Source organism: Pseudomonas sp. TREG-RG-20F-10-E-6-01, assembly GCF_022662455.1.
Taxonomy (GTDB): domain Bacteria; phylum Pseudomonadota; class Gammaproteobacteria; order Pseudomonadales; family Pseudomonadaceae; genus Aquipseudomonas.
This window is the reverse complement of the sequence record NZ_JAKNQP010000005.1, coordinates 265729-291667: the sequence shown is the minus strand read 5'-3', so window position 1 is coordinate 291667 and position 25939 is coordinate 265729. Positions and strand designations below refer to the sequence as shown.

Genomic DNA, 25939 nt, shown 5'->3' with positions numbered 1-25939 from the left:
TTTGAAAACCTGCCTGGCGATTTCCCCGCTTGTCCGCACTTGAGAAGTTTTATCGTTTATCCTTGTAAGGATTTGTTGCACTCAAGTGAGGAAAACCCCGGATGATGATCCGCGATACCCGTCTCAAGACATCCCTTCTGCGTGGCCTGACCATCACTCTGCTCGGCCTGACCCTGCTCTCGCCCGCTGCCTATTCTGCCGACAAGGTTGCACTGACCTTGTACAACGGCCAACACAAGGAGGTCGGCGATGAACTCGCCAAAGCCTTCGAAGCCAAGACCGGCATCCACGTCAATGTGCGCAAGGGCAGCAGCAACCAGCTGGCCAGCCAGGTCGTGGAAGAAGGCGACCGCTCCCCTGCCGACGTGATCTACACCGAAGAGTCGCCGCCACTGAACAAACTTGGCGAACAAGGCCTGCTGGCCAAGATCGATGCCAGCACCCTCGACGTATTGCCCAAGGATTACGTCGGCAGCAACGGCGACTGGATGGGCGTCACCGCACGCACCCGCGTTGTCGCGTTCAACCCCAAACTGATCGCCGAAAAAGACCTGCCCAAGTCGGTTCTGGATTTCGCCGGCCCCGAGTGGCAAGGCAAAGTCGGCTTCGTCCCTACCAGCGGCGCGTTCCAGGAACAAGCCGTGGCGATCATCAAACTGCACGGCCGCGAAGCCGCTGAAGAATGGCTGACCGGCTTGCGCGCGTTCGGCAAGGTCTACAACAACAACATGGTCGCCCTCAAGGCTGTGGAAAACGGCGAAGTCGCCACCGTGCTGGTGAATAACTACTACTGGTTTGCCCTGAAGAAGGAAAAAACCAACCTGGATTCCCAGCTGCATTACTTCACCGATGGCGACGCGGGCGGCCTGATCACCGTTTCTTCGGCTGCCGCGCTGAAATCCAGCAAGCACCCCAAGGAAGCCCAACAGTTGCTCGCCTTCATGGCCAGCGAAGAAGGCCAGCGCGTAATCACCAACACCTCGGCCGAATACCCGCTGCGCAAGGGCATGGAATCCAACCGTGGCCTCAAGCCGTTCAGCGAGCTGCAACCGCCGAAAGTCACCCCTGCGGACCTTGGCAACGCCGAAGAAGCCCTGGACCTGGAACGTGACGTTGGCTTGAACTGATGAACCCATCGCTATCCGCCCCCTCATTGCGCGGGGGTTTGAGCCCGCGACGCAAGCGCCCGTCGATCTGGTTGCTGATCCCCGTCCTGTTTCTGGTTGGCTTGAGCCTGCTGCCGCTGGTCTATGTCGGGACCAAAGCATGGCAGGCGGGCTGGGCGGAGGCGATACACCTTTTGTGGCGCCCCTATGTATTCGGGCTGCTGCGCAACACCCTGGCGCTGATGATTGGCGTGACGGTCGCCTGCGGCGTGATCGGCCTGTCCCTGGCGTGGCTGCTCGAGCGCAGCAACTTGCCCGGGCGGCGCATATGGGGCGTGATCCTGTGCCTGCCGTTTGCGGTACCGGCGTTTGTCAGCAGCTTTACCTGGGTGTCACTGAGCGCCAACTTCGAAGGCCTGGGCGGGGCGATCCTGGTGATGACCCTGTCCAAATACCCGCTGGTGTTTCTGCCGGTGGCGGCGACGCTACGCAATCTTGATCCCTCCCTGGAAGAGTCGGCCCGCACCTTGGGGCTGAATCGCTGGGGCGTCTTTTTTCGTATCACACTGCCCTTGCTGTGGCCTTCGCTACTGGCCGGGGCGCTGTTGATTGCTTTGCATATGCTGGTGGAGTTCGGCGCACTGTCGATCATCGGCCTGCAAACCTTTACCACCGCGATCTACCAACAATTTGAACTCGAATTCAGCAATGCCAACGCCGCGATGCTGTCGGCGGTGTTGCTGGTGATGTGCCTGACACTGCTGTGGCTGGAGCTGCGCGTGCGCGGCAAGGGCCGGCACGTGCGCATCGGCCAGGGCGCCGCGCGGCATGCCGAACAGGTCAAGCTGGGCAAGTGGGCCGCCTTGGGTCAGGTGTATTGCCTGGCGCTGGCGATCATTGGCAGCGGTATTCCGCTGGGGATGCTCGGGTATTGGCTGGCGGTGGGCTCATCGGCAGCCTTTCCCGTGGCCGAGATCAGTGAGGCACTGCTGTCGTCGCTGGCACTGTCACTGGGCGGCGCGGCGCTTTGCCTGGTGTTGGCCGTACCGGTCGGGCTGCTGGTGGTGCGCTACAAAGGCCAACTGGCGATCTGGGCCGAGCGCCTGCCGTACCTGCTGCATGCCCTGCCCGGCTTGGTGATCGCATTGACGCTGGTGTATTTCGCCCTGCATTACGTGCCGGTGCTGTACCAGACTTCCGCGCTGCTTTTGATTGCCTATGCGCTGCTGTTTTTGCCACTGGCACAGGCGCCGATCCGTACGGCCTTGAACAAGGCGGCGCCGCAACTGGAAGAGGCAGCGCGCACGCTGGGCGCCTCGTCGTTCAGCGCATTTTGCCGGGTGACCTTGCCAATTATTTTCCCGGCATTGGGCGCGGCGTTTGCGCTGGTGTTTCTGGATGCGATGAAGGAATTGACGGCGACGTTGCTGCTCAGTCCGACGGGGTTGAACACGCTGGCGACGGCCGTGTGGGCGCATACCTCGAATGTGGAGTTCGCGGCGGCGGCGCCTAATGCGGCGTTGTTGATCTTGGTGTCAGGGTTGCCGGTGTATCTGCTTACGACTCGGATGTATTTGAGCCGCTGAGACCGCTATCGCAGGCAAGCCAGCTCCCACATTCGAGTGCATTCCAATGTGGGAGCTGGCTTGCCTGCGATAGCGCCGGTACAGGCGGCGCTAAGCCCGAAACTGCCCCAGGCTCGCCTTCAACTGCGCCGCCAATCCATCTAAAACCTTGCCACTGGCGGTGGTTTCCACCACCGCTTGAGCGGCACGCTCGGCCTGGGCATGAATCACCTCGACCCGCCCACGCACCGCATGCGCACCCTGCGCCTGATGCTCAGCCGCGCGCGTCGCCAACCCAATTGCTGCGTGCACCTGCTCCACTGAAGCCTGCACCGTTTGCTGCAAGCGCACGCTGTCGCGCAGCACCAGCAAACCTTCATTGGCCTGACGCCCGGCCTTGCCGATAGTTTCCACCGCCTCGCGCGCGCCTTGCTGCAACGCCACGATGTGCGCCTGGATATCACCGGTCGAGCTTTGGGTTTTACTCGCCAGCGCCCGCACTTCATCGGCCACGACCGCAAAACCACGCCCGGTCTCACCGGCACGCGCCGCTTCGATGGCCGCGTTGAGCGCCAGCAGGTTGGTCTGCTCGGCAATGCCATGAATCACTGTGAGCACCACTTCAATTTGCTCGCTTTGCTGAGCCAGCCGCTCAATGACCTGGGAGCCGGCTTGCACCTGCCCGGCCAACGCCTCGATCAAGCTGCCAACTTCCGCCGACGTCCGCGAGTTTTCATCCGTGGCCTGGCGAATATCCACCACCTGCTGCAACGCCGCCTGCATCGCGTGGCTTTCGGCCTGGGCCTCATCGGCCATTTGCGACAGCGCGCGCAAGCTCTCGGCCACCTCATCACGCTGCAGGCCCGCCGCCGCATCAGCGCCGGCATTGCGTAACGTCATCGCGCCGATTTCCACGCCGGTGCGCTGGGCCACATCGCCGGCCTCGCGCACGATGGGCTGCAACTTATCCACAAAGCGATTGACCGCCGAGGCCATGTCGCCGATCTCGTCCTTGCTGCTGATTTGCACGCGCTTGGTGAGGTCGCCCTCGCCCGCCGCCAGATCATCCATGGCCGCAATCAGCAGCTTCAGACGATTGACCACACGGCGCCCCAGCACGACAGCGATCAGCAGCAATACGCCGAACCCAACCATCGCCAGCCCCATGCCGATGCGCCAGCGCAAGGTGCCTGCGGCCTCCTGCACAGCGCTCGTGGTGTTGGCGGCCATCTGCGTGGCGGTGGCTTGCGCAGACTGCAGCCGCGCGCCCATGGAGGCCGCGCTGTCTGCGGCAGCACCCTTAAGACTGTCGCCCACCAGCTGATCACTGCTGGCGATCAGCGCGGCAAAACGCTTGTCCAGTGCCGCCAGGTCGGTTTCTACCGCCGCGGTCGAAACGCCCATGCGCACCTTGCCAATCTCTACGCCATTGGGGCTGATCGACGCTTCGACGTAGAACACGGCAGGATCATTTTTCGCCGCATCCAGGACTTTATCCAGCGCACGGTCGCCCTGACCTTTGGCCAGTAATGCCTGGTTGATCGGGTTGTCGCGGTTTAGATAACGGGTCAGATGCTCGCCGGCCGCATCGTCGTAAACCACAAACAGCACGTTGGGATTGCGCTGAGCGCGACGGGCGAACTCCGACAGCGTTGGCACGTCGCTGTCCCACATGGCGCGCGGCGCCACCGAGGCCAGCAGTTGTGCCATGTCACTGGCCGAGTCTTGCAGGTCTTTTTCCAGGGTCGCACGCAGTTGCTTCTGCTCATCCTGCAAGCGCGTGGAAAGCCCCGCCGTCAGACGCTGGCGCGTGCTCGAAGACAGACTGTCCAGACTGGAGGTGACTTCCTTGCCGGCTTGCGCCAGCTCGCCGGACAGTTTCTGGCTGTCGATACCCAGGCGGTTGCCCAGATCGGCTTCCAATGCGGTGACCGTGCTCCGCGTCAGAGCGACGGCGACCAGCACTTGCACCAAAAGAGCGATACCAAGGGTAACGAACACCGGCCGCAACAGCCGGCTTTGTAACAATGAGAGAACGGCAGACACTGGAAATCCCTCCACCACGGGTGCCATTAATTTGATAGCACCGCGAAAGAAAGAACCATAGCAAGGGTCGTGCCGTTTGCCAGCCGGATACGAAAAAGGGCTCCCGAAGGAGCCCTTTGCTTTTTACATCAACAGCTTATTAAGCGAACGGGTGACGCAGAACGATGGTTTCGTTGCGGTCCGGGCCCGTCGAAATAATGTCGATTGGCGCACCGATCAGCTCTTCAACGCGCTTGATGTATGCACGGGCGTTGGCTGGCAGCTCTTCCAGGGTTTTGGCACCCACGGTGGACTCGGTCCAGCCCGGCACTTCTTCGTACACAGGCTGCAGGCCCACGTAGCTGTCAGCGTCAGTTGGCGCAACGTCCTTACCGTCTGCATCTTTGTAGCCGACGCAGATGTTGATGGCTTCCAGACCGTCGAGTACGTCCAGTTTGGTCAGGCAGATGCCCGAGATGCTGTTCACATCGATAGCGCGACGCAGGATAACCGCGTCGAACCAGCCGCAACGACGAGCACGGCCGGTGGTGGCGCCGAACTCATGACCTTGCTTGGCCAGGTGCGCGCCGACTTCGTCGAACAGCTCAGTCGGGAACGGGCCCGAACCTACGCGCGTGGTGTAAGCCTTGGTGATGCCCAGGATGTAGTCCAGGAACATCGGGCCGACACCCGAACCGGTAGCAACGCCGCCAGCGGTGGTGTTGGAGCTGGTCACGTACGGGTAGGTGCCGTGGTCGATGTCGAGCAACGAGCCCTGGGCGCCTTCGAACATGATGTCTTTGCCGGCGCGACGCAGGTCGTGCAGCTCAGCCGTCACGTCGAGCATCAGCGGCTTAAGCAGCTCGGCGTACTCTTTGCACTCGGCCAGGGTCTTTTCGAACTCAATGGCCGGCTCTTTGTAGTAACCAACGAGCATGAAGTTGTGGTAGTCCACCAGTTCACGCAGCTTGTCTTCAAAGCGCGGCATGTTGAGCAGGTCGCCCACACGCAGGCCACGACGTGCAACCTTGTCTTCGTAGGCCGGGCCGATGCCGCGACCGGTAGTACCGATCTTCAGCTCGCCACGGGCCTTTTCACGGGCCTGGTCCAGCGCAACGTGGAAGGACAGGATCAGCGGGCAGGACGGGCTGATACGCAGGCGCTCGCGCACCGGCACACCCTTTTCTTCCAGCTTGGTGATCTCGCGCAGCAGGGCGTCAGGTGCAACCACCACGCCGTTGCCGATCAGGCACTGTACGCCTTCGCGCAATACGCCCGACGGGATCAGGTGCAAGACGGTTTTTTCGCCATCGATGACCAGGGTGTGGCCAGCGTTGTGGCCACCTTGGTAGCGCACTACGGCGGCAGCATGTTCGGTCAGCAGATCAACGATCTTGCCTTTGCCCTCATCACCCCATTGGGTGCCCAGGACTACGACATTCTTACCCATAACACTTGTCCTCATTCGCGCAAACTTGGTGCCGGCGATGGCCGGCAGGAAAACTCAAGAAGCCAGTGGCGATACTTGCCAAAGCCCGTTCTGCAGAATCAATTGCCGGTCGCAGTCCGCTTCACGGGCGGCGGCCAATGGCTGCCCAGGCAAAGCCTGGACGACACGCTGACCCTCACTGCGCAACTGGCAAACCTGCTGCCAGAGTGCTGCGTCCGTGCTGTCGGGCATCCAGACGCCACCAGACGGCAGCTCGACCTCAGCACGCCCCAGGGTCACCAGGGTTTTCAAATCGGTGGAAAAGCCGGTCGCCGGACGGGCGCGACCGAAGTCGGCGCCGATATCGTCATAACGACCGCCTTGGGCGATGGCCTGGCCAACACCCGGTACAAACACGGCGAACACCACACCGGTGTGGTAGTGGTAGCCGCGCAATTCGCCCAGGTCAAAATACAGCGGCAGTTGCGGGAAGCGCGCCGACAAACGCTCGGCAATCGCCAGCACGTCATCGAGCGCCGCCAATACGGGCGCCGGCGCATTGGCCAGGCGCTCGCGCGCAGCCACCAGCACTTCACGGCCACCGCACAGGTCAACCAGCGCACGCAGCATGCCGGCGAGGTCAGCAGGTACACCCTCGGTAAGGGCGATCACTTCATCGATAGCCTTGCGTTGCAGGGCATCGAACAACTGCTGCTCCACTTCACCGGACAAACCGGCCGCGCGAGCCAGGCCACGGTAGATACCGACGTGGCCCAGATCCATATGCACATCCGGCACGTCAGCCAGTTGCAGCATGGCCAGCATCAAGCTGATCACTTCAACGTCGCTGCTCGGGCTGGCATCACCGTACAACTCGGCGCCCAATTGAATCGGGCTACGCGAAGACGACAAGGCACGCGGTTGCGCATGCAGCACGCTGCCGGCATAGCAAAGACGGCTGGGACCTTCGCGGCGCAGGGTGTGCGCATCGATACGCGCCACTTGCGGCGTGATGTCGGCGCGAAAGCCCATTTGCCGACCCGATTGCGGGTCGATGACCTTGAAGGTGCGCAGATCCAGGTCCTGGCCCGCGCCGGTCAGCAGGGATTCCAAGTACTCGATATGGGGGGTCACGACAAACTCGTAACCCCAGCTCTGGAACAGATCCAACACCTGGCGACGCGCTACTTCAATGCGCGCAGCTTCTGGTGGCAGTACTTCTTCGATGCCATCTGGCAGCAGCCAGCGGTCTACCGTTGCCATTACGCCATTCCCCTATGATCCGGGCGGCCAGCCCTCGGCCGAGCCCTGAGTGAAGCAGAAAATGCCCGGCCCCTGCATAAACAACGCGCAAGAACGACGTGACGAATGGCCTGCTAGCGGCCTCGTCGGGCACTTTCCTCGAAAAACCTGTGGCGTCTGCAACGCACCACAACAATCAAACATGCAGACGCAAAAAAGCCGGGAATTTCCCGGCTGCCGCATCATACACCCGTTTTCTGAAAGGATCACCCCGCCAGGCATTTTAGCCGCCCGACGGAGTGTGTCCTACAGAATCACCGGCTGGTTACTTGGACTTTTCCAGGTAGCGGAAGAAGTCGCTGCTTGGGTCCAGCACCATGACGTCGGTTTTGTTCGCGAAGCTTTCACGGTAAGCGCGCAGGCTACGGTAGAACGCGTAGAACTCCTGATCCTGACCGTAAGCCTTGGCGTAGATCGCCGCAGCTTGAGCATCGCCATCACCACGGGCCTCTTCAGACTCGCGATAGGCTTCTGCCAGCAGTACACGGCGCTGACGGTCGGCATCCGCACGGATACCTTCGGCCAACTCGTTACCTTTGGCGCGGTGCTCACGGGCTTCACGCTCACGCTCGGTGCTCATACGCTCGAACACGCTGCGGTTCACTTCCTTAGGCAGGTCGATCGCCTTGACCCGGACATCAACAACCTCGATGCCCAGTTCTTTTTCAGCCATGGTGTTCAGCGAACGCGTGATGTCAGCCATCAGCGCATCACGCTCACCGGACACCACCTCGTGCAGGGTGCGTTTACCGAACTGGTCACGCAGGCCCGATTCCAGACGGCGCGACAAACGCTCGTCGGCAATCTGCTTGAGGCCGGATGTCGCGGTGTAGAAACGCTCAGCATCCTTGACGCGCCACTTGGCGTAGGCGTCAACCATCACGGCTTTCTTTTCCAGGGTCAGGAAGCGCTGTGTCGGTGCATCCAGGGTCATCAGGCGGCCGTCGAACTTGCGCACCTGGTTCACGTAGGGGACTTTCACATGCAGGCCCGGCTGGACATCCGCCTGGACCACACGACCGAATTGCAGCAGCACCGCGCGCTCGGTCTGAGACACGATGTAGAAGCAGTTCCAGGCAGCGATGACCACGACGACGCCCACAATCAGGGCGGTCAGCGATTTATTGCTCATCAACGACTCTCCCTGGTACGTGTTTGCTGTTGCAGCAAGTCAGCGGCCGCACGGGCGCTCGCTTCATTGGCAGCAGCGGTCGAACCGGTAGCCGGTGCGCTGGTGCTGCTACGACCACCTTCGATCATCTTGTCCAGCGGCAGGTACAGCAGGTTGTTCTGCCCACCTTTGCTGCCGGTCACGAGAACCTTGCTGGTGTTGCTGAAGACTTCCTGCATGGTGTCCAGGTACAGACGCTCACGCGTGACTTCCGGGGCTTTGCGGTACTCGGCGACCAGCTTGGTGAAGCGATCCGCCTCACCCTTGGCGCGGGAAACCACTTCGTCGCGGTAACCATTGGCATCCTCGAGGATACGCTGGGCCTGACCGCGCGCTTCCGGCACGACGCCGTTGGCATAGGTCTCTGCCTGGTTGCGCGAACGCTGCTCGTCTTCACGGGCGCGGATCACGTCGTCAAAGGCTTCCTGCACTTCGCGCGGTGCAGCTGCGCTCTGTACGTTCACCTGGGTAACGGTGATACCGGTGCGATAAGTGTCGAGGAACCGTTGCAGGCGCTCCTTGATCTCGCTGGCCATCAATTCACGACCTTCGGTCAGCACCTGGTCCATGGCGGTGGAACCGACCACGTGACGCAGTGCACTTTCGGTTGCGTGTTGCAGGCTGATTTCCGGCTGATCAACGTTCAGCACAAAGTCCTGCAGGTTGCTGATCTTGTACTGCACGGTCAGCGGCACTTCGACGATGTTCTCGTCTTCGGTCAGCATCTGGCCCTGCTTGGTATAGGCACGCTCACGCGTGACGTTTTCCATGTACTTCTTGTCGATCGGGGGGAAGTAGATATTCAGGCCCGGGCCGACAGTCTCGTAGTACTTGCCGAAGCGCAGCACCACGGCCTGCTCCTGCTCGTCCACGACGTAAACCGCGCTGTACAGCCACACGGCTGCGAGCACGACAAGACCCAGGCCCAGCAGGCCATAGCCACCGCCCTTGCTTGTGCGACCGCCGTCGTCACCACCACGTTTTTTCCCACCACCGAACAACCCATTCAGGCTTTCCTGCAGCTTTCGGAAGGCCTCGTCGAGATCCGGTGGCCCCTTGCGGTCGCCATTATTGCGGCGCTTACCACCCCAAGGATCCTGATTATTCGAGTTGCCACCCGGCTCATTCCAAGCCATAGCGCTCTCCATCTGATAAAGCAAAGACGCACCCACGGCGCGCCGACCAATGCTACAGAATGCCTGCTACTGCGGCACAACCGCTTTCGGAGGCTTTTATTGCAAAGTGTGTTGTTCGATGAACTCCGTCGGCACCACACCTTCACGGCTGACCAGCCGATTCAGCTCCGAGCGCGGCAATCGAACGGCCAGCAAGCTGACACCTTCTTCGTCGTATTCTTCTTTCTGTACGGCGCCCAGCTCGAAAAACTGTGCACGCAGTCGAGCAAAACGCTGAGGCAAGCGCAAGGTGCCGGCAAACAAATCGCTGCCCAGCAACTCGGCAATGGCTTGTTCAAGCAATTCCAAACCACTACCATCGCGCGCCGACAGCCAGACCCGCTGGGGCTTGCCGTCCTCATCACGCTGAATTTGTGGCTCAACGCCCTCAAGCAAATCGAGTTTGTTATAGACCTCGAGGATCGGCAAGTCCTGTGCACCAATCTCGCCCAGCACCACCATCACCTGCTCGATTTGCAACATGCGATCCGGTTCGGCCGCATCGATCACGTGCAACAGCAGGTCGGAATTGCTCGACTCTTCGAGCGTAGACCGAAACGCCTCGACCAGCTTGTGAGGCAAGTGACGAATGAAACCCACGGTGTCGGCCAGGACAATCGGCCCCAGGTCGTCCAGTTCCAGACGGCGCAAGGTCGGGTCGAGGGTGGCGAACAGTTGGTCGGCCGCGTACACGTCCGATTTCGTCACGTTATTGAACAGGGTGGATTTGCCGGCGTTGGTATAGCCCACCAGGGAAACGGTAGGGATATCCGCCCGCATGCGGCCGCGACGCGATTGCTCACGCTGGCTGCGCACTTTTTCCAGGCGACCCTTGATCTGACGCAGGCGAACCCGCAGCAGACGGCGGTCGGTTTCCAGCTGGGTTTCACCCGGACCGCGCATGCCGATACCGCCACCCTGACGCTCAAGGTGAGTCCAGCCGCGAACCAGCCGGGTGCTCATGTGGTCAAGCTGGGCCAGTTCGACCTGGAGCTTGCCTTCATGGGTACGGGCGCGTTGGGCGAAAATATCGAGAATCAGACCGGTGCGGTCGATCACGCGGCACTCGAAAACACGTTCGAGGTTACGTTCCTGACTAGGCGTGAGGGTGTGATTGAAGATCACCAGATCGGCTTCTTCAGCATGGACCAGGTCGCGCAGTTCCTCGACCTTGCCGCTGCCGATCAGGAATTTGGCGGTTGGCCGATGACGCGGTACGTTAAAAAACGCAACGGTCTCGGCGCCGGCCGAATTTGCCAACTCCTGAAACTCCTGCGGATCTTCGCGCGCCTCAGGGTCCTGTCCATCCAAGTGAACGAGGATTACTCGCTCACCACCACCGTGGCGCTCAAAGAACAAAGGAGACTCCTATCAGGCGTTACCTGGCTCAGCGTCACCCTGTTCGGTATCAGTTGCGCTAGGCAGACGGATAGGACGAACGGGAACGACTGTCGAGATAGCGTGCTTGTAAACCATCTGGCTGACGGTGTTTTTCAGCAGGATCACGAACTGGTCGAACGACTCGATCGTGCCTTGCAGCTTGATCCCGTTGACCAGGTAGATGGAAACCCCCACTTTCTCTTTACGTAAAGTATTCAAGTAAGGGTCTTGTAGCGAATGCCCTTTTGACATGTGCCGCACTCCTTTAAGGATCAATAATAAAATTCGGAAAATAGATAGCTTATGGCCGTCACACCCCCAAGGATAGACGGCAATTGCAAGGACTCAGCTCAATATGGAGACCGTTCCCAAGTATTTCAAGGCGCGTGACAGATTGTCGCTGTCCAGGCTGTCCAGCCAGTGCAAATCGCTCCAGCTGCGCAACCAGGTGAACTGGCGTTTCGCCAATTGGCGCGTGGCAATGATGCCGCGCTCCTGCATTTCGGCTGACGTCAGCTTGCCATCCAGATGATCCCAGACTTGGCGGTAGCCAACAGCACGTATCGACGGCAACCCAGCATGCAGGTCACCTCGGGAACGCAGTGCTACGACCTCATCCACAAACCCCTGTTCCAACATAATTGTGAATCTTTGTGCAATTCGTTCATGCAGCACCTGACGATTTGCCGGAGCAATGGCCAGATTCGCCACAGTATAGGGTAATACTGCCTGTCCAGACGCGCCTGCGTCAGCACTTTGCGCAGTTTGTTTCAGCCGATGTTCAGTCATTGTCTGGCCGCTGACCCGCCAGACTTCCAGGGCGCGAGTGAGTCGCTGCGGGTCATTGGGATGAATGCGCGCCGCCGACACCGGGTCAACCGCCGCCAATTGGTCGTGCAGGGCTTGCCAGCCAAGGCGTGCAGCCTCTTCCTCGAGTTCGGCGCGAACCTGCGCGTCGGCCGGCGGCATATCCGCCAGACCTTCCTGCAACGCCTTGTAGTAGAGCATCGTGCCGCCCACCAGCAGCGGAATATTGCCCCGCGCGGTGATTTCGGCCATGGCGGCCAAGGCATCGGTGCGAAAATCTGCCGCAGAATAGCTCTCGGCCGGGTCGATAATGTCGATCAGCTTATGCGGATACTCGGCCAGCAGCGCTTTTGAAGGCTTGGCCGTGCCGATGTCCATGTCCCGGTAAACCAGGGCAGAGTCGACACTGATCAGCTCGCACGGCAACACCTTGGTCAGCTCGATGGCCAGGTCAGTCTTGCCGGCAGCCGTGGGGCCCATCAGGAAGATTGCGGGGGGTAAGGCGCTCATCAACGGCCGCGCAAGAACAGTTTGTCCAGATCGTCCAGGCCCATTTGGGTCCAGGTCGGTCGGCCGTGGTTGCATTGGCCGCTGCGCTCGGTGTTTTCCATGTCGCGCAGCAAACCGTTCATTTCTGGCAAGGCCAGCCGGCGGTTGGCGCGGATCGCTCCGTGGCAGGCCATGGTGCCGAGCAGTTCGTTGATGTGTGCCTGGATGCGGTCACTGGTGCCGTATTCCATCAGGTCCGCGAGTACGTCGGCGACCAGACGGTTAGCTTCAGCTTGCTTGAGCAGTGCAGGAATCTGGCGGATCGCCAGGGTTTCCGGGCCCAGGCGCTGCAACTCGAACCCCAGTTTCTGGAACACGCTGTGGTGCTCCTCAGCGCAATCGGCTTCACGCTGGCTGACGGCCAGGGATTCGGGCACCAGCAATGGCTGGCCGCTGAGGCCTTCGCTGGCCATGGCGATCTTCAAGCGCTCGTACATGATCCGCTCATGGGCGGCGTGCATGTCCACCAGCACCAGGCCGTGGGCGTTTTCCGCCAGAATGTAGATGCCCTTGAGTTGCGCCAGCGCATAGCCCAGCGGCGGGATATCACCGCCACCTTCTGGCAACGCGACAGCAGTGGGCTCGGCCCCCGGCAGCGGCGCGAAAAACTCGCGATAGGCCGCCTGGGCTTCTGCCACCGGCACTGCCGACTGCGGACGCGGCGTGTATTGATACTGATAACCCGCGCCCGACCCGGAACCCGGCGCCGTGTAAGCAGGCTGAGGCGGTGGCGATTGCAGCAGGTTGGCCGCCAGGCTCATTTCGCCCTGGGGGCCGAACTCACCGGCTTCCGGGCCGCTCGGCCGCACAACGGCCGTCACGATCGGCGCAGACAGCTGATCATCCGGGCGCACATCGCCCAGGGCGCGATGCAAGGTGCCATAAAGGAAGTCATGCACCATGCGCCCGTCACGGAAGCGCACTTCGTGTTTGGTCGGGTGCACGTTGACGTCGACCACCGACGGATCGACTTCAAAAAACAGTACAAACGTAGGATGCCGCCCGTTGAACAGCACGTCGCGGTAGGCCTGGCGCACCGCGTGAGCCACCAGCTTGTCGCGTACCGCGCGGCCATTCACGAAAAAATACTGCAAGTCCGCCTGACTACGGGAAAAGGTTGGCAAACCCACCCAGCCCCACAGCCGCAAGCCATTGCGTTCGATCTCGATCGGCAGCGCCTGCTCCAGGAAACCCGCGCCGCAGATTGCCGACACACGCCGAGCGCGCGCCGCGTCGTCATGGGCTTCGTGCAGGCTGAGGATGGTCTTGCCGTTATGGCGCAAGTGAAACGCCACGTCGAAACGCGCCAAGGCCAGGCGCTTGATGACTTCTTGCAGGTGATCGAATTCGGTTTTTTCGGCCTTGAGGAATTTGCGCCGCGCCGGGGTATTGAAGAACAGGTCGCGCACTTCCACCGAAGTGCCCACCGGGTGCGCCGCCGGCTGGACCCTGGGCGCCATGTCGCGGCCTTCGGTTTCCACTTGCCAGGCCTGCTCGGCGCTGCGGGTGCGCGAAGTCAGGGTCAGGCGCGCCACCGAGCTGATAGACGCCAGCGCCTCACCGCGAAAACCCAGGCTCATCACCCGTTCAAGGTCTTCCAGGTCGCGAATCTTGCTGGTGGCGTGACGCGCCAGGGCCAGCGGCAGGTCGTCGGAAGAGATGCCACTGCCGTCATCGCGCACGCGCAGCAGCTTGACGCCGCCTTGCTCCACGTCGACATCAATGCGCTTGGCGCCGGAGTCGATGCTGTTTTCCAGCAGCTCCTTGATCACCGACGCCGGGCGCTCAACCACCTCGCCCGCGGCAATCTGGTTGGCCAGGCGCGGGCTGAGCAGCTCGATGCGCGAGCCACTGTTCAAGACTGATTCGCTCATTACTGCGCCGCCAATTCGGTGCCAGGGATGGTCAACACCTGGCCGACTTTCAACTCGTCGGTCTTCAGGTTATTGGCGCTGCGCAAGGTAGCGGCCGACACCTGAAAACGCACGGCCAGCATCGCCAGGGTGTCGCCAGGTTGCACGCGATGGTCACGTGGGCCCTGGGCGATTTTCCCGGAGTCACGCAGCCAGGCAATGTAGGTGCCCGGCGGCGGGTTCTGCTGGAAGAACTGGCGAATGCCGGCGCTGATCGAGCGCGCCAACGCCTGCTGGTGGCTGGCGCTGGCCAGCTTCGAGGCTTCGTTGGAGTTGGAGATAAACCCGGTTTCGACCAGGATCGACGGAATGTCCGGCGACTTCAACACCATGAACCCGGCTTGCTCCACGCGCTGTTTGTGCAGCGAGGTCACGCGACCGATGTTGCTCAGGACCTTCTGGCCGACGTTCAAGCTGGAGGTCAGCGAGGCGGTCATCGACAGGTCGAGCAGTACGCCGGCGAGCATTTTGTCTTTGTCGTCGAGGGACACGTTGCCGGCCCCGCCGATCAAGTCGGAACGGTTTTCGCTGTCCGCCAGCCAACGCGCGGTCTCGGACGTGGCGCCGCGATCCGACAGGGCAAACACCGAGGCGCCGAAGGCAGCGGCCGATGGCGCGGCGTCGGCGTGGATCGACACGAACAGGTCGGCGCCCTTCTTGCGAGCGATTTCGGTACGGCCACGCAAAGGAATGAAGTAGTCGCCGGTACGGGTCAGCTCGGCGCGATAGCCTTTCATGCCACTGACCTGACGTTGCAGTTCACGGGCGATGGCCAGCACCACGTCTTTTTCATGCTGGCCGCGCGAGCCGGAGGCGCCCGGGTCTTCACCGCCGTGACCGGCGTCGATCACCACAATAATGTCGCGCTTACCCGCAGGTGCGGGCGGCGGCGGTGGCAGCTTGACCTGAGGCTGCGATGGATTGACCGGCACGGCCGGCACAGTCGCCACGCTTGGCGTCGGCGCAGGCGGCGGCGCGGCATCGGCGGCATTGTCGAACAGATCGACCACCAAGCGGTTGCCATATTGGGCGTTCGGCGCCAGCACAAAGCTTTTCGGGGTCATCGCCTTTTTCAGGTCGATCACCACTCGCAGGTCGGTTGGCGTGCGCTGCGCAGAGCGCATCGAGGTAATCGGCGTGTTGGCGGTGGAGACTTTCAACGGCGCGGCCAGGGTCGCACCGTTGATGTCGATCACCAGGCGATCAGGCGCCGTGAGGGTAAAGACGCTGTGCTGGACCGGGCCAGACAGGTCAAACACCAGTCGCGTGTTATCCGGCGCTCGCCACAGGCGAACACTTTTCACCTGTGAAGCAGCCAGAGCATTGAAAGTCATTGCCGCAAGCAACACCCCTACGACAGCAACCATCGCGCGAAAGCGCATACCTAACCCCACCAATTTTATTTGAATTCCAGTGCCAGAGCGGCGCACCACGACTCACCGCGCGCGCTCTGGGGCAACAACTTCAGCTGACGTCCGTGGTCATGCGGCGTAATGGTAATGGTCAGGTCCGGCTTTGGCAAAAAGCCTGTGCCTTTATCTGGCCACTCGATCAGGCACAAAGCGTCTTCGTCGAAGTAATCACGGATGCCCATGTATTCCAGTTCTTCCGGATCGACCAGACGATACAGGTCGAAATGGAAGGCGCGAACCCTACCGATCTCGTAGGGTTCGACCAGAGTGAACGTCGGGCTTTTTACCGCGCCCGTGTGGCCCAACCCGCGAATAATGCCGCGTGACAGCGTGGTCTTGCCCGCCCCCAGGTCGCCTTCGAGAAAGATCAGCCCCGCGCCGCTCGTGACTTGGGCAATGCGATTTCCGAACGCAACCATGGCGTCTTCATCGCCCAGAAAAAGCGTTACTTCAGACACGGTGACTGCTCCTCCAGCAATTGACGAATGGCAGGTATCAGGTCGCTGGCAGCCAGCCCGCGACCGAAAGTGCCTTGGCGATCCCCCGCCGTGGCGTGCAACCACACCGCCAGGCAGCTGGCTTCATAAGCCGGCATGCCCTGGGCCAGCAACGCGCCGACCAGACCACTCAACACATCGCCCAGGCCCGCCGTGGCCATCGCCGGGTGGCCCTGGTCACAGCGCGAAACACGCCCGTCCGGGCTGGCAATCAAACTGCCAGCACCCTTGAGAATAGCCACTGCATTGAATTTCTGGCTCAACGCGCGCGCCACCTTAAGGCGATCGGCCTGAACCTCGGCTGTCTTCATGCCCATCAAGCGCGCTGCTTCGCCAGGATGTGGCGTGATCACCGAGTTGGCCGGCAGGCTGACGCTGCCGGTAGCCAGTTGATTCAAGGCGTCCGCATCCCAGACTTGCGCCTGTTTGGCGTTAGCAGCGACGGATAACAGGCTTTTGCCCCAGGACGCCTCTGCGAGGCCTGGACCGATGACGATCACCGAAATTTTTTCCAGCAGCCCCATCAACTGATTGGCCGAACTCACGCCAACCGTCATGACTTCCGGCAGGCGCGCCAGGGCGGCGGGGACGTGCTCAGGGCGGGTGGCCAGCGAGACCATGCCCGCGCCGCTGCGCAAGGCGCTTTCGGCGCTCAGCAGCGCGGCGCCGCCAAAGCCGTGGTCGCCGCCGATGACCAGCAGGTGACCGAACTGGCCTTTATGGGCATCCGGGGAGCGTGCAGCCAGTTGCGGCAAATGGCCGTGCAACAGCGGCTGTACGTCGGTTATTGCGTGTTTTGTCTGCGGCATGCGTCTTCAAGCTCCGATGTCTGGCAGAATTATACCTATCTCACCTGCGGTTTCCCTCGTCTCATGCCTGCCATCACCACCGATCTGCCCGCCCTCGCCCAATCGATCAAAGACTGGGGCCGCGAGCTGGGCTTTCAACAAGTCGGCATCAGCGGCCTGGACCTGGCCGAGCATGAACAGCACCTGCAACGTTGGCTCGACGCGGGCTACCACGGCGAGATGGACTACATGGGCGCCCATGGCAGCAAGCGCTCGCACCCCGATGAACTGGTGCCGGGCACGCTGCGCGTGGTCTCGCTGCGCATGGATTATCTGCCAGGCGACACCCAAATGGCGCAGTTGCTGGCCAAGCCAGAAAAAGCCTACATATCCCGTTACGCCCTCGGCCGCGATTACCACAAGCTGATCCGCAAGCGCGTGCAGCAACTGGCCGATCGCATTCAGGCCCAGATCGGCCCGTTTGGCTTTCGCGCGTTTGTCGACAGCGCGCCGGTGCTGGAAAAAGCCATCGCCGAGCAGGCCGGTCTCGGCTGGATCGGCAAAAACACCCTGGTGCTCAATCGCAAGGCCGGCAGCTATTTCTTCCTCAGCGAGCTGTTTGTCGATTTGCCACTGCCGGCAGATCCGCCTCACGCCACCGAGCACTGCGGCCGCTGCACTGCTTGCCTGGATATCTGCCCCACCAACGCGTTTGTCGGCCCCTATGTACTGGACGCGCGACGCTGCATTTCCTACCTCACCATCGAGCTCAAAAGCTCGATTCCTGAAGACCTGCGCCCGCTGATCGGCAACCGCGTGTTCGGTTGCGATGACTGTCAGATCGTTTGCCCGTGGAATCGTTTCGCCCGACCTACCACCGAAGGCGATTTCAAGCCTCGGCACAACCTGGATAACGCCGAGCTGGCCGAATTGTTTATGTGGGACGAGGATAAATTCCTCAGCAGCACCGAAGGCTCACCCCTGCGCCGCGCCGGCTACGAGCGCTGGCTGCGCAACCTGGCCGTGGGCCTGGGCAATGCGCCGTCGAGCATTCCAGTGCTTGAAGCCTTGAAGGCGCGCCGGGATTACCCTTCGGACTTGGTGCGCGAACACGTCGAGTGGGCGCTCAACCAGCACGCTACGCGCTAGTGCACGTCGTCGTTGTAGACGAACTTGGGCATTTCCCAGTGAAAACGGATGGCCAGCAGGCGCAACAGAAAGCCGCTGAACAAGGTCAACAGAATCGCTTGCTCGCTGGGCAACTGCAGATAAAGGCAGAGCATGTAGAACCAGGCGGCAAGGAACGACACGCTGGCGTACAGCTCGCGGCGGAAGATCAGCGGGATGTCGTTGCAGAAAATATCCCGCAGGATGCCGCCAAATACGCCAGTGATCACGCCGCTGACTGACGCCACCAACATGCCGTGGCCCATTTCCAGGGCGGTCATGCAGCCGATCAAGGTGAACGCCACCAGGCCCACGGCGTCCAGCGCCAGGAACAGTGAACGCAGGTGGCGCATCAACGGTGCGATAAAAATCGTCACCAACGCGGCGATGGAGGTCAGCACCAGGTATTCCGGGTGTTTGACCCAGGTCAACGGGTAATGCCCAAGCAACACATCGCGCACCGAACCACCGCCCAATGCCGTGACGCAAGCAATCAGCACCACCCCAAACCAGTCCATGCCACGCCGCCCGGCGGACAGCGCGCCGGTCATGGCTTCGGCGGTGATGGCGATGAGGTAGAGCATCAACAGCATGATGGCGATCCTTGCAATGAGGCGCGCAGTCTAATCATTTGGTGATGGCACCAAAAGGGGGCGCCAGGCGAAAGACCGCGTCAACAGCATCGCAGGCAAGCCAGCTCCCACACTTGAATGTATTCACACATCAAAATGTGGGAGCTGGCTTGCCTGCGATGAGGCCAGAGCAGTCTCTGCAGACTCAGGCCTTGATGAAATGCTTACGGTAATGCTGCAGCTCAGCAATCGACTCGCGAATGTCATCCAACGCCAAATGCGTGCTGCCTTTATGGAAGCTGTCTTTGACTTCCGGCGCCCAGCGCGCGGCCAGCTCTTTGAGCGTCGACACATCCAGGTTGCGGTAGTGGAAGTAGCTTTCCAGCGCTTTCATGTGCGTATAAAGGAAGCGGCGGTCCTGGCAGATGCTGTTGCCGCAGATGGGCGACTTGCCCTTGGGCACCCATTTTTCCAGGAAGGCGATGGTTTCAGCTTCGGCGTCGCGCATGCTGATGCGGCTGTCTCGCACGCGCTGGGTCAGGCCGGAGTTGCCGTGGGTGCGCGTGTTCCATTCATCCATGGTGGCGAGTACGGCGTCGCTGTGGTGAATGGCGATCACCGGACCTTCGGCCAAGGTGTTGAGATTGCTGTCGGTGACAATCGTCGCCATCTCGATGATGACGTCGGTGTCGGGGTTCAGACCGGTCATTTCCAGATCGATCCAAATCAGGTTCTGTGGGTTTTGCATGGCTTGATTCTCTTGGCACCTTGGCGTAGCTGCGCAGTTTAGCAGGCAGGGGCGTGCTAGACTCGCGACCGTTTTACCTAACTTTTGCATTATCGACACGGAACACCCATGGCCAAACGCCAGCTCAATCGTCGCCAAAACTGGCGCATCGAAAAGATCCAAGGTGAACGCGCAGCGCGCGCCGCCAAACGTGAATCCTCCGCCGTAGAGGCGCTCGAGGGCGGCGACCTGGGCCCCGAACAGACGGGCCTGGTGATCGCGCACTTTGGTGTGCAGGTCGAAGTCGAGGCGCTGGAAGGCGAACTCGCAGGCTCTGTTTCCCGCTGCCACTTGCGCGCCAACCTGCCTGCGCTGGTGACCGGCGACAAGGTCGTGTGGCGCGCCGGCAACCAGGGGATCGGCGTGATCGTCGCCCAGTTGCCCCGCACTACTGAATTGCGTCGCCCTGACAGCCGCGGCCAGCTCAAGCCGGTGGCCGCCAACGTCGACATGATCGTGATCGTGTTCGCGCCGCTGCCCGAGCCGCATGCCAACCTGATCGACCGTTACCTGGTCGCGGCCGAGCATGCCGGCATTCGCCCGCTGTTGCTGTTGAACAAATTCGACTTGATCGACGAGCAAAACGCCCCGGCGCTCAACGCGCTGCTGGCGGTCTACCGCACGCTGGGTTACCCGGTGCTGGAAGTCTCGGCGCATCACGGCAATGGCATGGAACAGCTGCAACAGCAGTTGGACGGGCGCATCAGTGTGTTCGTCGGCCAGTCGGGCGTGGGCAAGTCGTCGCTGGTCAACAGCCTGCTGCCGGAAGTCGGCACACGCGTGGGCCCACTGTCGGAACTGTCCGGCCAGGGCACCCACACCACCACCACCGCGCGGTTGTTCCACTTCCCCGGCGGCGGCGAACTGATCGACTCCCCAGGCATCCGTGAATTCGGCCTCGGCCACGTCAGCCGTGCCGATGTGGAAGCGGGTTTCATCGAGTTCAACGACCTGATCGGCACCTGCCGCTTCCGCGACTGCAAACACGACCGTGAGCCGGGCTGTGCACTGCTCAAGGCGCTGGAAGATGGTCGCGTTCAGCAACAGCGCATGAACAGCTATCGGTCGATTATTGCGAGCTTGCCCGAGAGCAGTTACTGAACATCCATTTCTTGACACACATAAACCAGGGCACTGCAGGCCCTAGCCCATTGATTTAGTAGGAGCAGGCATCAAGAATCCGGACCAACTGGGTGGCTCATACGCACAAGCCAGCTTGTATTCGGATTTCCCGATGCCCATAATTGCTCCGTCACCAGCGAAAGCTGGCAGGAGTCTGGATCCTTTTCGGGGTTGATCCAGCGGCGCAGAAGGGGCGAAGCAAGCTCCGCTGCGTGTCGAATGAAGCCGCCTTCGGGCGGCTTTGCTTTTTGTGGGGAATTAACACTTGGCTCTCTACTATCACCCCAAACAAGGCGATGTGCTGCTCTGCGACTTCACCCGCGGCTTTGTGGCTCCGGAAATGCTGAAGATCCGCAAAGTCGTAGTGATATCCCCCACCGCAACCCACAGCCGCAAGCTCTGCACAGTGGTGCCGATCTCCTCCACCGCGCCAGATATCCAGCACGACTGGCACCATCTGTTGCGAACCAATCCCCTTCAATCCGATGGCTATAAACAGCTCTGGGTGAAGTGCGACATGATTTATACCGTCAGCTTCGAACGCCTCGACAAACTCCACAGAAAAACACGCGCCAAAGGACGAGAGTATTTCGTGCCGCGCCTGTGCAGCGATGACATGCGAGGCGTAATCAGTGGTATCAAAGCCTACCTGCCACTCTGAGCAGAATTGAAAACGCCCCGATTATCGGGGCGTTTTCATTGATGCTGTGTAAATACCACTAGGAGCCTGGCGCAGGCGCCGTAGGATCTTTCACCCCACCATCATCAAACAGGTTCAGCTTCTGCCGCAGCTCGTGGGCCGGCAGCGGCTCCTGCCCTGGCGGAATCGCGTTCGGGTCGGCCGGCACTTCGCCCGGTGCGCCCTCGCCTTGGGCCGGTGCCGCCGGCGCTGCGCCCTGATCGCCTTCGATCGCACGCTGGGCCTTTTTGGTCAGCACGACAATATCAATCCGACGGTTGATCGGGTTGAACGGGTCTTTAGGATCAAACAGCTGCGACGACGCAAAACCCACTACGCGCGCCACTTGCGGGTCCGGGTAGCTGCCCGCTACCAGCGCACGGCGGGCGGCGTTGGCGCGGTTGGCCGAGAGTTCCCAGTTGCCGAAGTCACCCTGGCCCGCATACGGCTTGGCGTCAGTGTGGCCGCTGATGCTGATCTTGTTCGGCACCGCCTTGATGGTGTCAGCCATGGCCAGCAGGATGTCTTCAAAGTACGGTTTCAGGCGCGCGCTGCCGGAGTCGAACATCGGCCGGTTGGCGGCGTCGGTGATCTGGATGCGCAAGCCTTCCGGCGTGATCTCGAAAGAAATCTGATCCTTGAACTTCAGCAGCTGCGGATTTTCTTCAACCTTGGTCTGCAGTTCCTGCAGCAACAATTCCAGGCGTTCCTGCTCGACCTGCTCAGCCATCGATTCGACGGTGTCGCGCTCGATCGGGATTTTTTCCTGCGGCGCTTCGGTCTTGACCTCCGGGTTGATGGTGCGCTCAGGCGCCAGCTGCGGAGAGCCGCCCAGGTCAATCACAAACGGTGTGCCGCTTTCCGAAAAGCCAATCGGGTCTTTGAAGTAACCGGCGATGGCGATCTTCTGTTCGGGCGTGGCGGTGGACATCAGCCACAGCACCAGGAAGAACGCCATCATCGCCGTGGCAAAGTCGGCGAAGGCGATTTTCCAGGCGCCGCCATGGTGCCCCGCAGCGAAGCGCTTGACGCGCTTGATGATTATCGGCTGGTTGTTTTCCATGACTTAGCGACCGCGAACCGCTTGTTCCAGCTCGGCAAAACTTGGGCGATGTTTCGGGTACAGCACCTTGCGCCCGAACTCCACTGCCAGCGATGGCGGCATGCCGGACGCCGAAGCCACCAGGCAGGCCTTGATCGCTTCGTACAAATTCACTTCTTCCTTGGCATCGTGCGCCAGGGAAGTGGCCAGTGGGCCGAAGAAGCCGTAAGCGGCGAGAATACCGAAGAAGGTACCCACCAGGGCCGCGCCCACGTGCATACCGATGGCCTTCTGGTCGCCTTCGCCCAGGGAAGCCATGGTCACCACGATGCCGAGTACCGCCGCGACGATACCGAAACCGGGCATGCCGTCGGCAACGCCGGTCACGGCGTGGGACGGATGCTCCAGCTCTTCCTTAAGGCTGAACAGCTCCATGTCGAACAGGCCTTCCAACTCGTGCGGCGCCATGTTGCCGGAGGACATGATGCGCAGGTAATCGCAGATGTAGGCAGTCATGCGCTCATCTTTGAGCACCGCCGGGTACTTGGCGAAAATGGGGCTGGCGGCGGCGTCTTCGATGTCGCCCTCGATGGCCATCATGCCTTCGCGACGACTCTTGTTGAGGATCTCGTAAATCAGTCCCAGCACTTCCAAATAAAAGGTGTGGGAGAAGCGTGAGCTGAACATGCCCAGCGACTTCTTGATCACGTGCATGGTCATGTAGCCGGGGTTGGCCTGCAGGAATGCGCCAAACGCGGCACCGCCGATGATCAACACTTCGAAGGGCTGGATCAGCGCGGCAATTTTACCGTGGGACAGGACGTACCCACCGAGCACACTTGCGATGACGACGATGATGCCGATAATTTTAGCCATAGGAGATTGGTACTTGCGCCGTCGGGTTCATGGACATATTGGGTGAAGCTGAAAACTCTTGTTCTACTTATCGGCAAAACTGCGCCAGACTATAGCCCGTTAAGGCGAAAAGCCAATTCGGCCCGTTCCGGGCGTGTAGAACGCAAGTGATGATCGCGCCCCAATCATGGCTAATGAAACGACAGCTCCAACGACAAAACCCACTACCCTCGCGGCTTGGATAAAGCGCCTGGACGATGTGCTGCTGCCTGTTCCTCAGGCTAGTCACGAACGCGTGTGCAAGGCCATCCGCGATAGCCGTAGTTCTTTACGGGATATTGCCGAGCTGATGCAACACAGCCCGGCGCTGGTGCTCAGCGTGATGCGCGAGGCCAACGGCCAGGCCCATGGCAGCCTGTCAGGGCCGGCGGAAAACCTCGAAGTGGCGCTCAACCGCCTCGGCCTCAAACGCGCCGAGGAGTTGCTGGCGCGCCTGCCCTCGGTGCCGGAAAAAGACATTCCGGTGGCCCTGCGCCAACTGCTGCTGGTGAGCCAGCACGCCTCCCAGCAAGCCAACGGTTTGTTCGCCAGCCGCCTCGCGCGGTTGTGGCAAGACATTCATTGGGGCAGCCTGCTGTTTCTGTCGCCGCTGTGGCCGATGGCCGTCGCCTACCCCAAGCTTCTGGAAGAATGGGAACTGCGGGTGATCCACAAAGGCCAGTCGGCACACAAGGTCGAACAGGCATTGTTCGGCGTGCGCCTGCTGGACTTGTGCCGCGGCTTGACCGAAGCCTGGCACCTGCCGATCTGGGTCTCCCAAGGCTACAGCCTGCTGCTGACCGAACAGCGCTTGCTGGTCAAGGCGCTGCACATCGCCCGTGAAGACGACGCGTTGCGCCAACAGCAATTGCTCGACGCCGAACCCAACCTGCGCCGCTGGCTGAACCAGCCGGCCAACACTGTGCTGCTGGCCAACGGTCTGGCGATGTCGGCGCAGGAATCCTGGACCTGCCCGCACACCGAGCGCTGGCAGTACCTCACCGCGTTGTACCTGCAAGAGCCGCTGAGTGACGTGCAGCAACAGGTTCACCAGCAAGCGGTGACCAGCGCACGCACGACCTTGATGCCTGACCTCTGGCACCCGGCGTTGTCGCTGATCTGGCCGTGGCATGTGCAGAAAATCCATCGCGGCCTGTTGCCGGCGCCGCCGCCCACTGCCGAAGCACTCGCCGTGTGGCGCAAGCGTTGCACCGAGCTGCTGGTCGAACCGAGCCGTTTTGCCAATGCCATGCACCTGACCACCTGTGCCCGAGAAGCCTTGGTCGCCAGTGGCATGCAGCGCGTCTTGTTGTTCATGGCGGACCGCGCCTTGAGCACCTTGCGCGTGCACCAGGCCGACGGCTTGCCCAACGACGCGGCGAACCTGAGCCTGGATGTGGTCAACAGCACGCTGCTGCAGCGCCTGCTGGAAAAGTCCGCCCAGGTACGCCTCACGCCAGACAATCACGCACAGTTCTCAGCCTTGCTGCCGCCGATCCTGCGCCGCCTGTTCAATGGCGAACACCTGTTGCTGCGCTCCTTGAGCTGCAACGGCAAGGTCGTGATGCTGATGGTCGCCGATCAGGGCGGCGGACCCTTCTCGGAAACCACCGTGCAGGCCTTCGGCAAAACCGCTCAATGCATCGAGAAAGCGCTGCACAGCTTTACCAACCGCAGCGCTTGATGCTTGCGCTACAATCGCCCTCTTTTATCGCCAACAATTGTGCCCAGGAGACCTCACATGCCTGACTTCTCTGGCTTGCCGCTGGTGATCGAGTCCAGCGACCTGCTCGGTCAACTGGATGCCGAACACCTGATTCTGGTGGACCTCACCAGTGCCGCCCGCTACGCCGAAGGGCATATCCCCGGCGCGCATTTCGTTGACCCCAAGCGCACCCAACTGGGCCAGGCCCCCGCACCCGGTTTGCTGCCGCCCAAGGCCGACCTCGAAAAACTGTTCGGCGAACTGGGCCACACCCCGGATGCCACCTACGTGGTCTACGACGACGAAGGCGGCGGCTGGGCCGGGCGCTTCATCTGGATGCTCGACGTGATCGGCCACCAGAAATACCACTACCTGGACGGCGGCCTGCTGGCCTGGCTGGAAGAGAAATACCCAGTTTCCACCGAAGTGCCCGCCCCCGTCGGCGGCCCTGTCAGCCTCACGCTGCATGACGGCCCCACGGCCACTCGCGAATACCTGCAAAGCCGACTCGGCGCGGCCGACCTGGGTATCTGGGATGCCCGCGGCCCGCTGGAATATTCCGGCGAGAAAGTGCTCGCCGCCAAGGGCGGACACATCCCCGGCGCCGTGAACTTCGAATGGACCGCCGGCATGGACAAGGCGCGCAACCTGCGCATCCGTCGCGACATGCCGCAGATCCTCGAAGACCTCGGGTTGACCAAAGACAAAGAAATCATCACCCACTGCCAGACTCACCACCGCTCTGGCTTCACCTACCTGGTGGCCAAGGCGCTCGGTTATCCGCGAGTCAAAGGTTATGCCGGTTCCTGGGGCGAATGGGGCAACCACCCCGACACCCCCGTTGAGATTTAA

Annotated in this window: 23 protein-coding genes; 7 read left to right on the top strand and 16 right to left on the bottom strand. The window is 61.3% G+C overall.

Annotated features, from left to right (window positions below; translation table 11 throughout):
• The first annotated feature begins 101 nt into the window (after window positions 1–101).
• Together L8K08_RS17450 and L8K08_RS17445 are read left to right on the top strand one after the other, a co-directional pair.
• Entirely contained in the window at window positions 102–1127 is a 1026-nt protein-coding gene (locus L8K08_RS17450; RefSeq protein WP_242198972.1) for an iron ABC transporter substrate-binding protein, read from the top strand.
• Window positions 1127–2692 (top strand): iron ABC transporter permease, encoded by a 1566-nt coding sequence (locus L8K08_RS17445; RefSeq protein WP_242198968.1) that lies wholly within the window; start codon window positions 1127–1129, stop codon window positions 2690–2692. The genes L8K08_RS17450 and L8K08_RS17445 overlap by 1 nt, the downstream gene beginning before the upstream one ends.
• Window positions 2693–2782: 90 nt before the next feature.
• Here the strand turns inward: L8K08_RS17445 and L8K08_RS17440 are convergent, their stop codons facing one another.
• The 12 genes from L8K08_RS17440 to L8K08_RS17385 all read right to left on the bottom strand — a co-directional run bounded on the left by L8K08_RS17440 (window position 2783) and on the right by L8K08_RS17385 (window position 17140).
• On the bottom strand, window positions 2783–4717 hold the full coding sequence (locus L8K08_RS17440) for a methyl-accepting chemotaxis protein (protein WP_242198965.1): 1935 nt from the start codon (window positions 4715–4717) through the stop codon (window positions 2783–2785).
• A 139-nt stretch (window positions 4718–4856) separates the two neighbouring features.
• Window positions 4857–6146, bottom strand: coding sequence for an adenylosuccinate synthase (locus tag L8K08_RS17435; RefSeq protein WP_122718812.1), 1290 nt, complete (start codon window positions 6144–6146; stop codon window positions 4857–4859).
• Window positions 6147–6200: 54 nt separating this feature from the next.
• Window positions 6201–7388, bottom strand: coding sequence for an ATP phosphoribosyltransferase regulatory subunit (locus L8K08_RS17430; RefSeq protein WP_145160163.1), 1188 nt, complete (start codon window positions 7386–7388; stop codon window positions 6201–6203).
• 304 nt (window positions 7389–7692) lie between these two features.
• Window positions 7693–8559: a protease modulator HflC gene (gene hflC, locus L8K08_RS17425; RefSeq protein ID WP_017138460.1), complete on the bottom strand. Its 867-nt coding sequence runs from the start codon at window positions 8557–8559 to the stop codon at window positions 7693–7695.
• A complete protein-coding gene (hflK, locus tag L8K08_RS17420; RefSeq protein ID WP_106577626.1) occupies window positions 8559–9734 on the bottom strand; it encodes an FtsH protease activity modulator HflK in 1176 nt (391 codons plus the stop codon). Before hflK ends, hflC begins: the two co-directional genes overlap by 1 nt.
• Window positions 9735–9830: 96 nt before the next feature.
• Entirely contained in the window at window positions 9831–11132 is a 1302-nt protein-coding gene (gene hflX, locus L8K08_RS17415; protein ID WP_242198963.1) for a ribosome rescue GTPase HflX, read from the bottom strand.
• Window positions 11133–11144: 12 nt separating this feature from the next.
• Window positions 11145–11405 carry an RNA chaperone Hfq gene (gene hfq, locus L8K08_RS17410; protein ID WP_083355553.1) on the bottom strand — a complete coding sequence of 87 codons (261 nt, stop codon included), beginning with the start codon at window positions 11403–11405 and terminating at the stop codon, window positions 11145–11147.
• Between the two features lie 93 nt (window positions 11406–11498).
• Window positions 11499–12470 (bottom strand): tRNA (adenosine(37)-N6)-dimethylallyltransferase MiaA, encoded by a 972-nt coding sequence (gene miaA / locus L8K08_RS17405; protein ID WP_145160161.1) that lies wholly within the window; start codon window positions 12468–12470, stop codon window positions 11499–11501.
• On the bottom strand, window positions 12470–14368 hold the full coding sequence (gene mutL / locus L8K08_RS17400) for a DNA mismatch repair endonuclease MutL (RefSeq protein WP_242199131.1): 1899 nt from the start codon (window positions 14366–14368) through the stop codon (window positions 12470–12472). Before mutL ends, miaA begins: the two co-directional genes overlap by 1 nt.
• Window positions 14369–14382: 14 nt before the next feature.
• Window positions 14383–15804: an N-acetylmuramoyl-L-alanine amidase gene (locus L8K08_RS17395; protein WP_242198959.1), complete on the bottom strand. Its 1422-nt coding sequence runs from the start codon at window positions 15802–15804 to the stop codon at window positions 14383–14385.
• 17 nt (window positions 15805–15821) lie between these two features.
• Entirely contained in the window at window positions 15822–16292 is a 471-nt protein-coding gene (gene tsaE / locus L8K08_RS17390; RefSeq protein ID WP_242198957.1) for a tRNA (adenosine(37)-N6)-threonylcarbamoyltransferase complex ATPase subunit type 1 TsaE, read from the bottom strand.
• Entirely contained in the window at window positions 16280–17140 is an 861-nt protein-coding gene (locus tag L8K08_RS17385; protein ID WP_242198955.1) for an NAD(P)H-hydrate dehydratase, read from the bottom strand. The genes tsaE and L8K08_RS17385 overlap by 13 nt, the downstream gene beginning before the upstream one ends.
• A gap of 63 nt (window positions 17141–17203) precedes the next feature.
• On the opposite strand from L8K08_RS17385, the gene queG reads away from it, so the two are divergent.
• Window positions 17204–18268: a tRNA epoxyqueuosine(34) reductase QueG gene (gene queG, locus L8K08_RS17380; RefSeq protein ID WP_242198953.1), complete on the top strand. Its 1065-nt coding sequence runs from the start codon at window positions 17204–17206 to the stop codon at window positions 18266–18268.
• Here queG and L8K08_RS17375 read toward each other — a convergent pair.
• Both L8K08_RS17375 and orn read right to left on the bottom strand, forming a co-directional pair.
• Window positions 18265–18882: a trimeric intracellular cation channel family protein gene (locus tag L8K08_RS17375; RefSeq protein ID WP_177410090.1), complete on the bottom strand. Its 618-nt coding sequence runs from the start codon at window positions 18880–18882 to the stop codon at window positions 18265–18267. The genes queG and L8K08_RS17375 overlap by 4 nt on opposite strands.
• Before the next feature lie 181 nt (window positions 18883–19063).
• Window positions 19064–19606, bottom strand: a complete 543-nt coding sequence (gene orn, locus L8K08_RS17370; protein ID WP_124416282.1) for an oligoribonuclease — start codon at window positions 19604–19606, stop codon at window positions 19064–19066.
• 108 nt (window positions 19607–19714) lie between these two features.
• Between orn and rsgA the strand changes: the two genes are divergently transcribed.
• Both rsgA and L8K08_RS17360 read left to right on the top strand, forming a co-directional pair.
• Window positions 19715–20746, top strand: coding sequence for a small ribosomal subunit biogenesis GTPase RsgA (gene rsgA / locus L8K08_RS17365; RefSeq protein WP_242198951.1), 1032 nt, complete (start codon window positions 19715–19717; stop codon window positions 20744–20746).
• A 286-nt stretch (window positions 20747–21032) separates the two neighbouring features.
• Complete coding sequence (locus L8K08_RS17360) at window positions 21033–21428, top strand: type II toxin-antitoxin system PemK/MazF family toxin (protein WP_145160148.1); 396 nt, start codon at window positions 21033–21035, stop codon at window positions 21426–21428.
• A 58-nt stretch (window positions 21429–21486) separates the two neighbouring features.
• Here the strand turns inward: L8K08_RS17360 and motB are convergent, their stop codons facing one another.
• Together motB and motA are read right to left on the bottom strand one after the other, a co-directional pair.
• Window positions 21487–22509: a flagellar motor protein MotB gene (motB, locus tag L8K08_RS17355; RefSeq protein ID WP_145160146.1), complete on the bottom strand. Its 1023-nt coding sequence runs from the start codon at window positions 22507–22509 to the stop codon at window positions 21487–21489.
• Between the two features lie 3 nt (window positions 22510–22512).
• Window positions 22513–23364 carry a flagellar motor stator protein MotA gene (gene motA / locus L8K08_RS17350; RefSeq protein ID WP_017138472.1) on the bottom strand — a complete coding sequence of 284 codons (852 nt, stop codon included), beginning with the start codon at window positions 23362–23364 and terminating at the stop codon, window positions 22513–22515.
• A gap of 166 nt (window positions 23365–23530) precedes the next feature.
• Between motA and L8K08_RS17345 the strand changes: the two genes are divergently transcribed.
• Both L8K08_RS17345 and L8K08_RS17340 read left to right on the top strand, forming a co-directional pair.
• Window positions 23531–25066 (top strand): HDOD domain-containing protein, encoded by a 1536-nt coding sequence (locus L8K08_RS17345; protein WP_242198948.1) that lies wholly within the window; start codon window positions 23531–23533, stop codon window positions 25064–25066.
• Between the two features lie 57 nt (window positions 25067–25123).
• The gene (locus L8K08_RS17340; protein ID WP_242198946.1) at window positions 25124–25939 is read left to right on the top strand and encodes a rhodanese-like domain-containing protein; all 816 of its coding nucleotides are present in this window, start codon (window positions 25124–25126) and stop codon (window positions 25937–25939) included.

Excerpts from the sequence above, each read along its gene's own strand:
- L8K08_RS17450 (WP_242198972.1), top strand. The coding sequence starts at position 102 with ATGATGATCCGCGATACCCGTCTCAAGACATCCCTTCTGCGTGGCCTG.
- L8K08_RS17445 (WP_242198968.1), top strand. The coding sequence starts at position 1,127 with ATGAACCCATCGCTATCCGCCCCCTCATTGCGCGGGGGTTTGAGCCCG.
- L8K08_RS17435 (WP_122718812.1), bottom strand. The coding sequence starts at position 6,146 with ATGGGTAAGAATGTCGTAGTCCTGGGCACCCAATGGGGTGATGAGGGC.
- L8K08_RS17430 (WP_145160163.1), bottom strand. The coding sequence starts at position 7,388 with ATGGCAACGGTAGACCGCTGGCTGCTGCCAGATGGCATCGAAGAAGTA.
- hflC (WP_017138460.1), bottom strand. The coding sequence starts at position 8,559 with ATGAGCAATAAATCGCTGACCGCCCTGATTGTGGGCGTCGTCGTGGTC.
- hflK (WP_106577626.1), bottom strand. The coding sequence starts at position 9,734 with ATGGCTTGGAATGAGCCGGGTGGCAACTCGAATAATCAGGATCCTTGG.
- hfq (WP_083355553.1), bottom strand. The coding sequence starts at position 11,405 with ATGTCAAAAGGGCATTCGCTACAAGACCCTTACTTGAATACTTTACGT.
- miaA (WP_145160161.1), bottom strand. The coding sequence starts at position 12,470 with ATGAGCGCCTTACCCCCCGCAATCTTCCTGATGGGCCCCACGGCTGCC.
- L8K08_RS17395 (WP_242198959.1), bottom strand. The coding sequence starts at position 15,804 with ATGCGCTTTCGCGCGATGGTTGCTGTCGTAGGGGTGTTGCTTGCGGCA.
- L8K08_RS17385 (WP_242198955.1), bottom strand. The coding sequence starts at position 17,140 with ATGCCGCAGACAAAACACGCAATAACCGACGTACAGCCGCTGTTGCAC.
- queG (WP_242198953.1), top strand. The coding sequence starts at position 17,204 with ATGCCTGCCATCACCACCGATCTGCCCGCCCTCGCCCAATCGATCAAA.
- orn (WP_124416282.1), bottom strand. The coding sequence starts at position 19,606 with ATGCAAAACCCACAGAACCTGATTTGGATCGATCTGGAAATGACCGGT.
- rsgA (WP_242198951.1), top strand. The coding sequence starts at position 19,715 with ATGGCCAAACGCCAGCTCAATCGTCGCCAAAACTGGCGCATCGAAAAG.
- motB (WP_145160146.1), bottom strand. The coding sequence starts at position 22,509 with ATGGAAAACAACCAGCCGATAATCATCAAGCGCGTCAAGCGCTTCGCT.
- motA (WP_017138472.1), bottom strand. The coding sequence starts at position 23,364 with ATGGCTAAAATTATCGGCATCATCGTCGTCATCGCAAGTGTGCTCGGT.
- L8K08_RS17345 (WP_242198948.1), top strand. The coding sequence starts at position 23,531 with ATGGCTAATGAAACGACAGCTCCAACGACAAAACCCACTACCCTCGCG.
- L8K08_RS17340 (WP_242198946.1), top strand. The coding sequence starts at position 25,124 with ATGCCTGACTTCTCTGGCTTGCCGCTGGTGATCGAGTCCAGCGACCTG.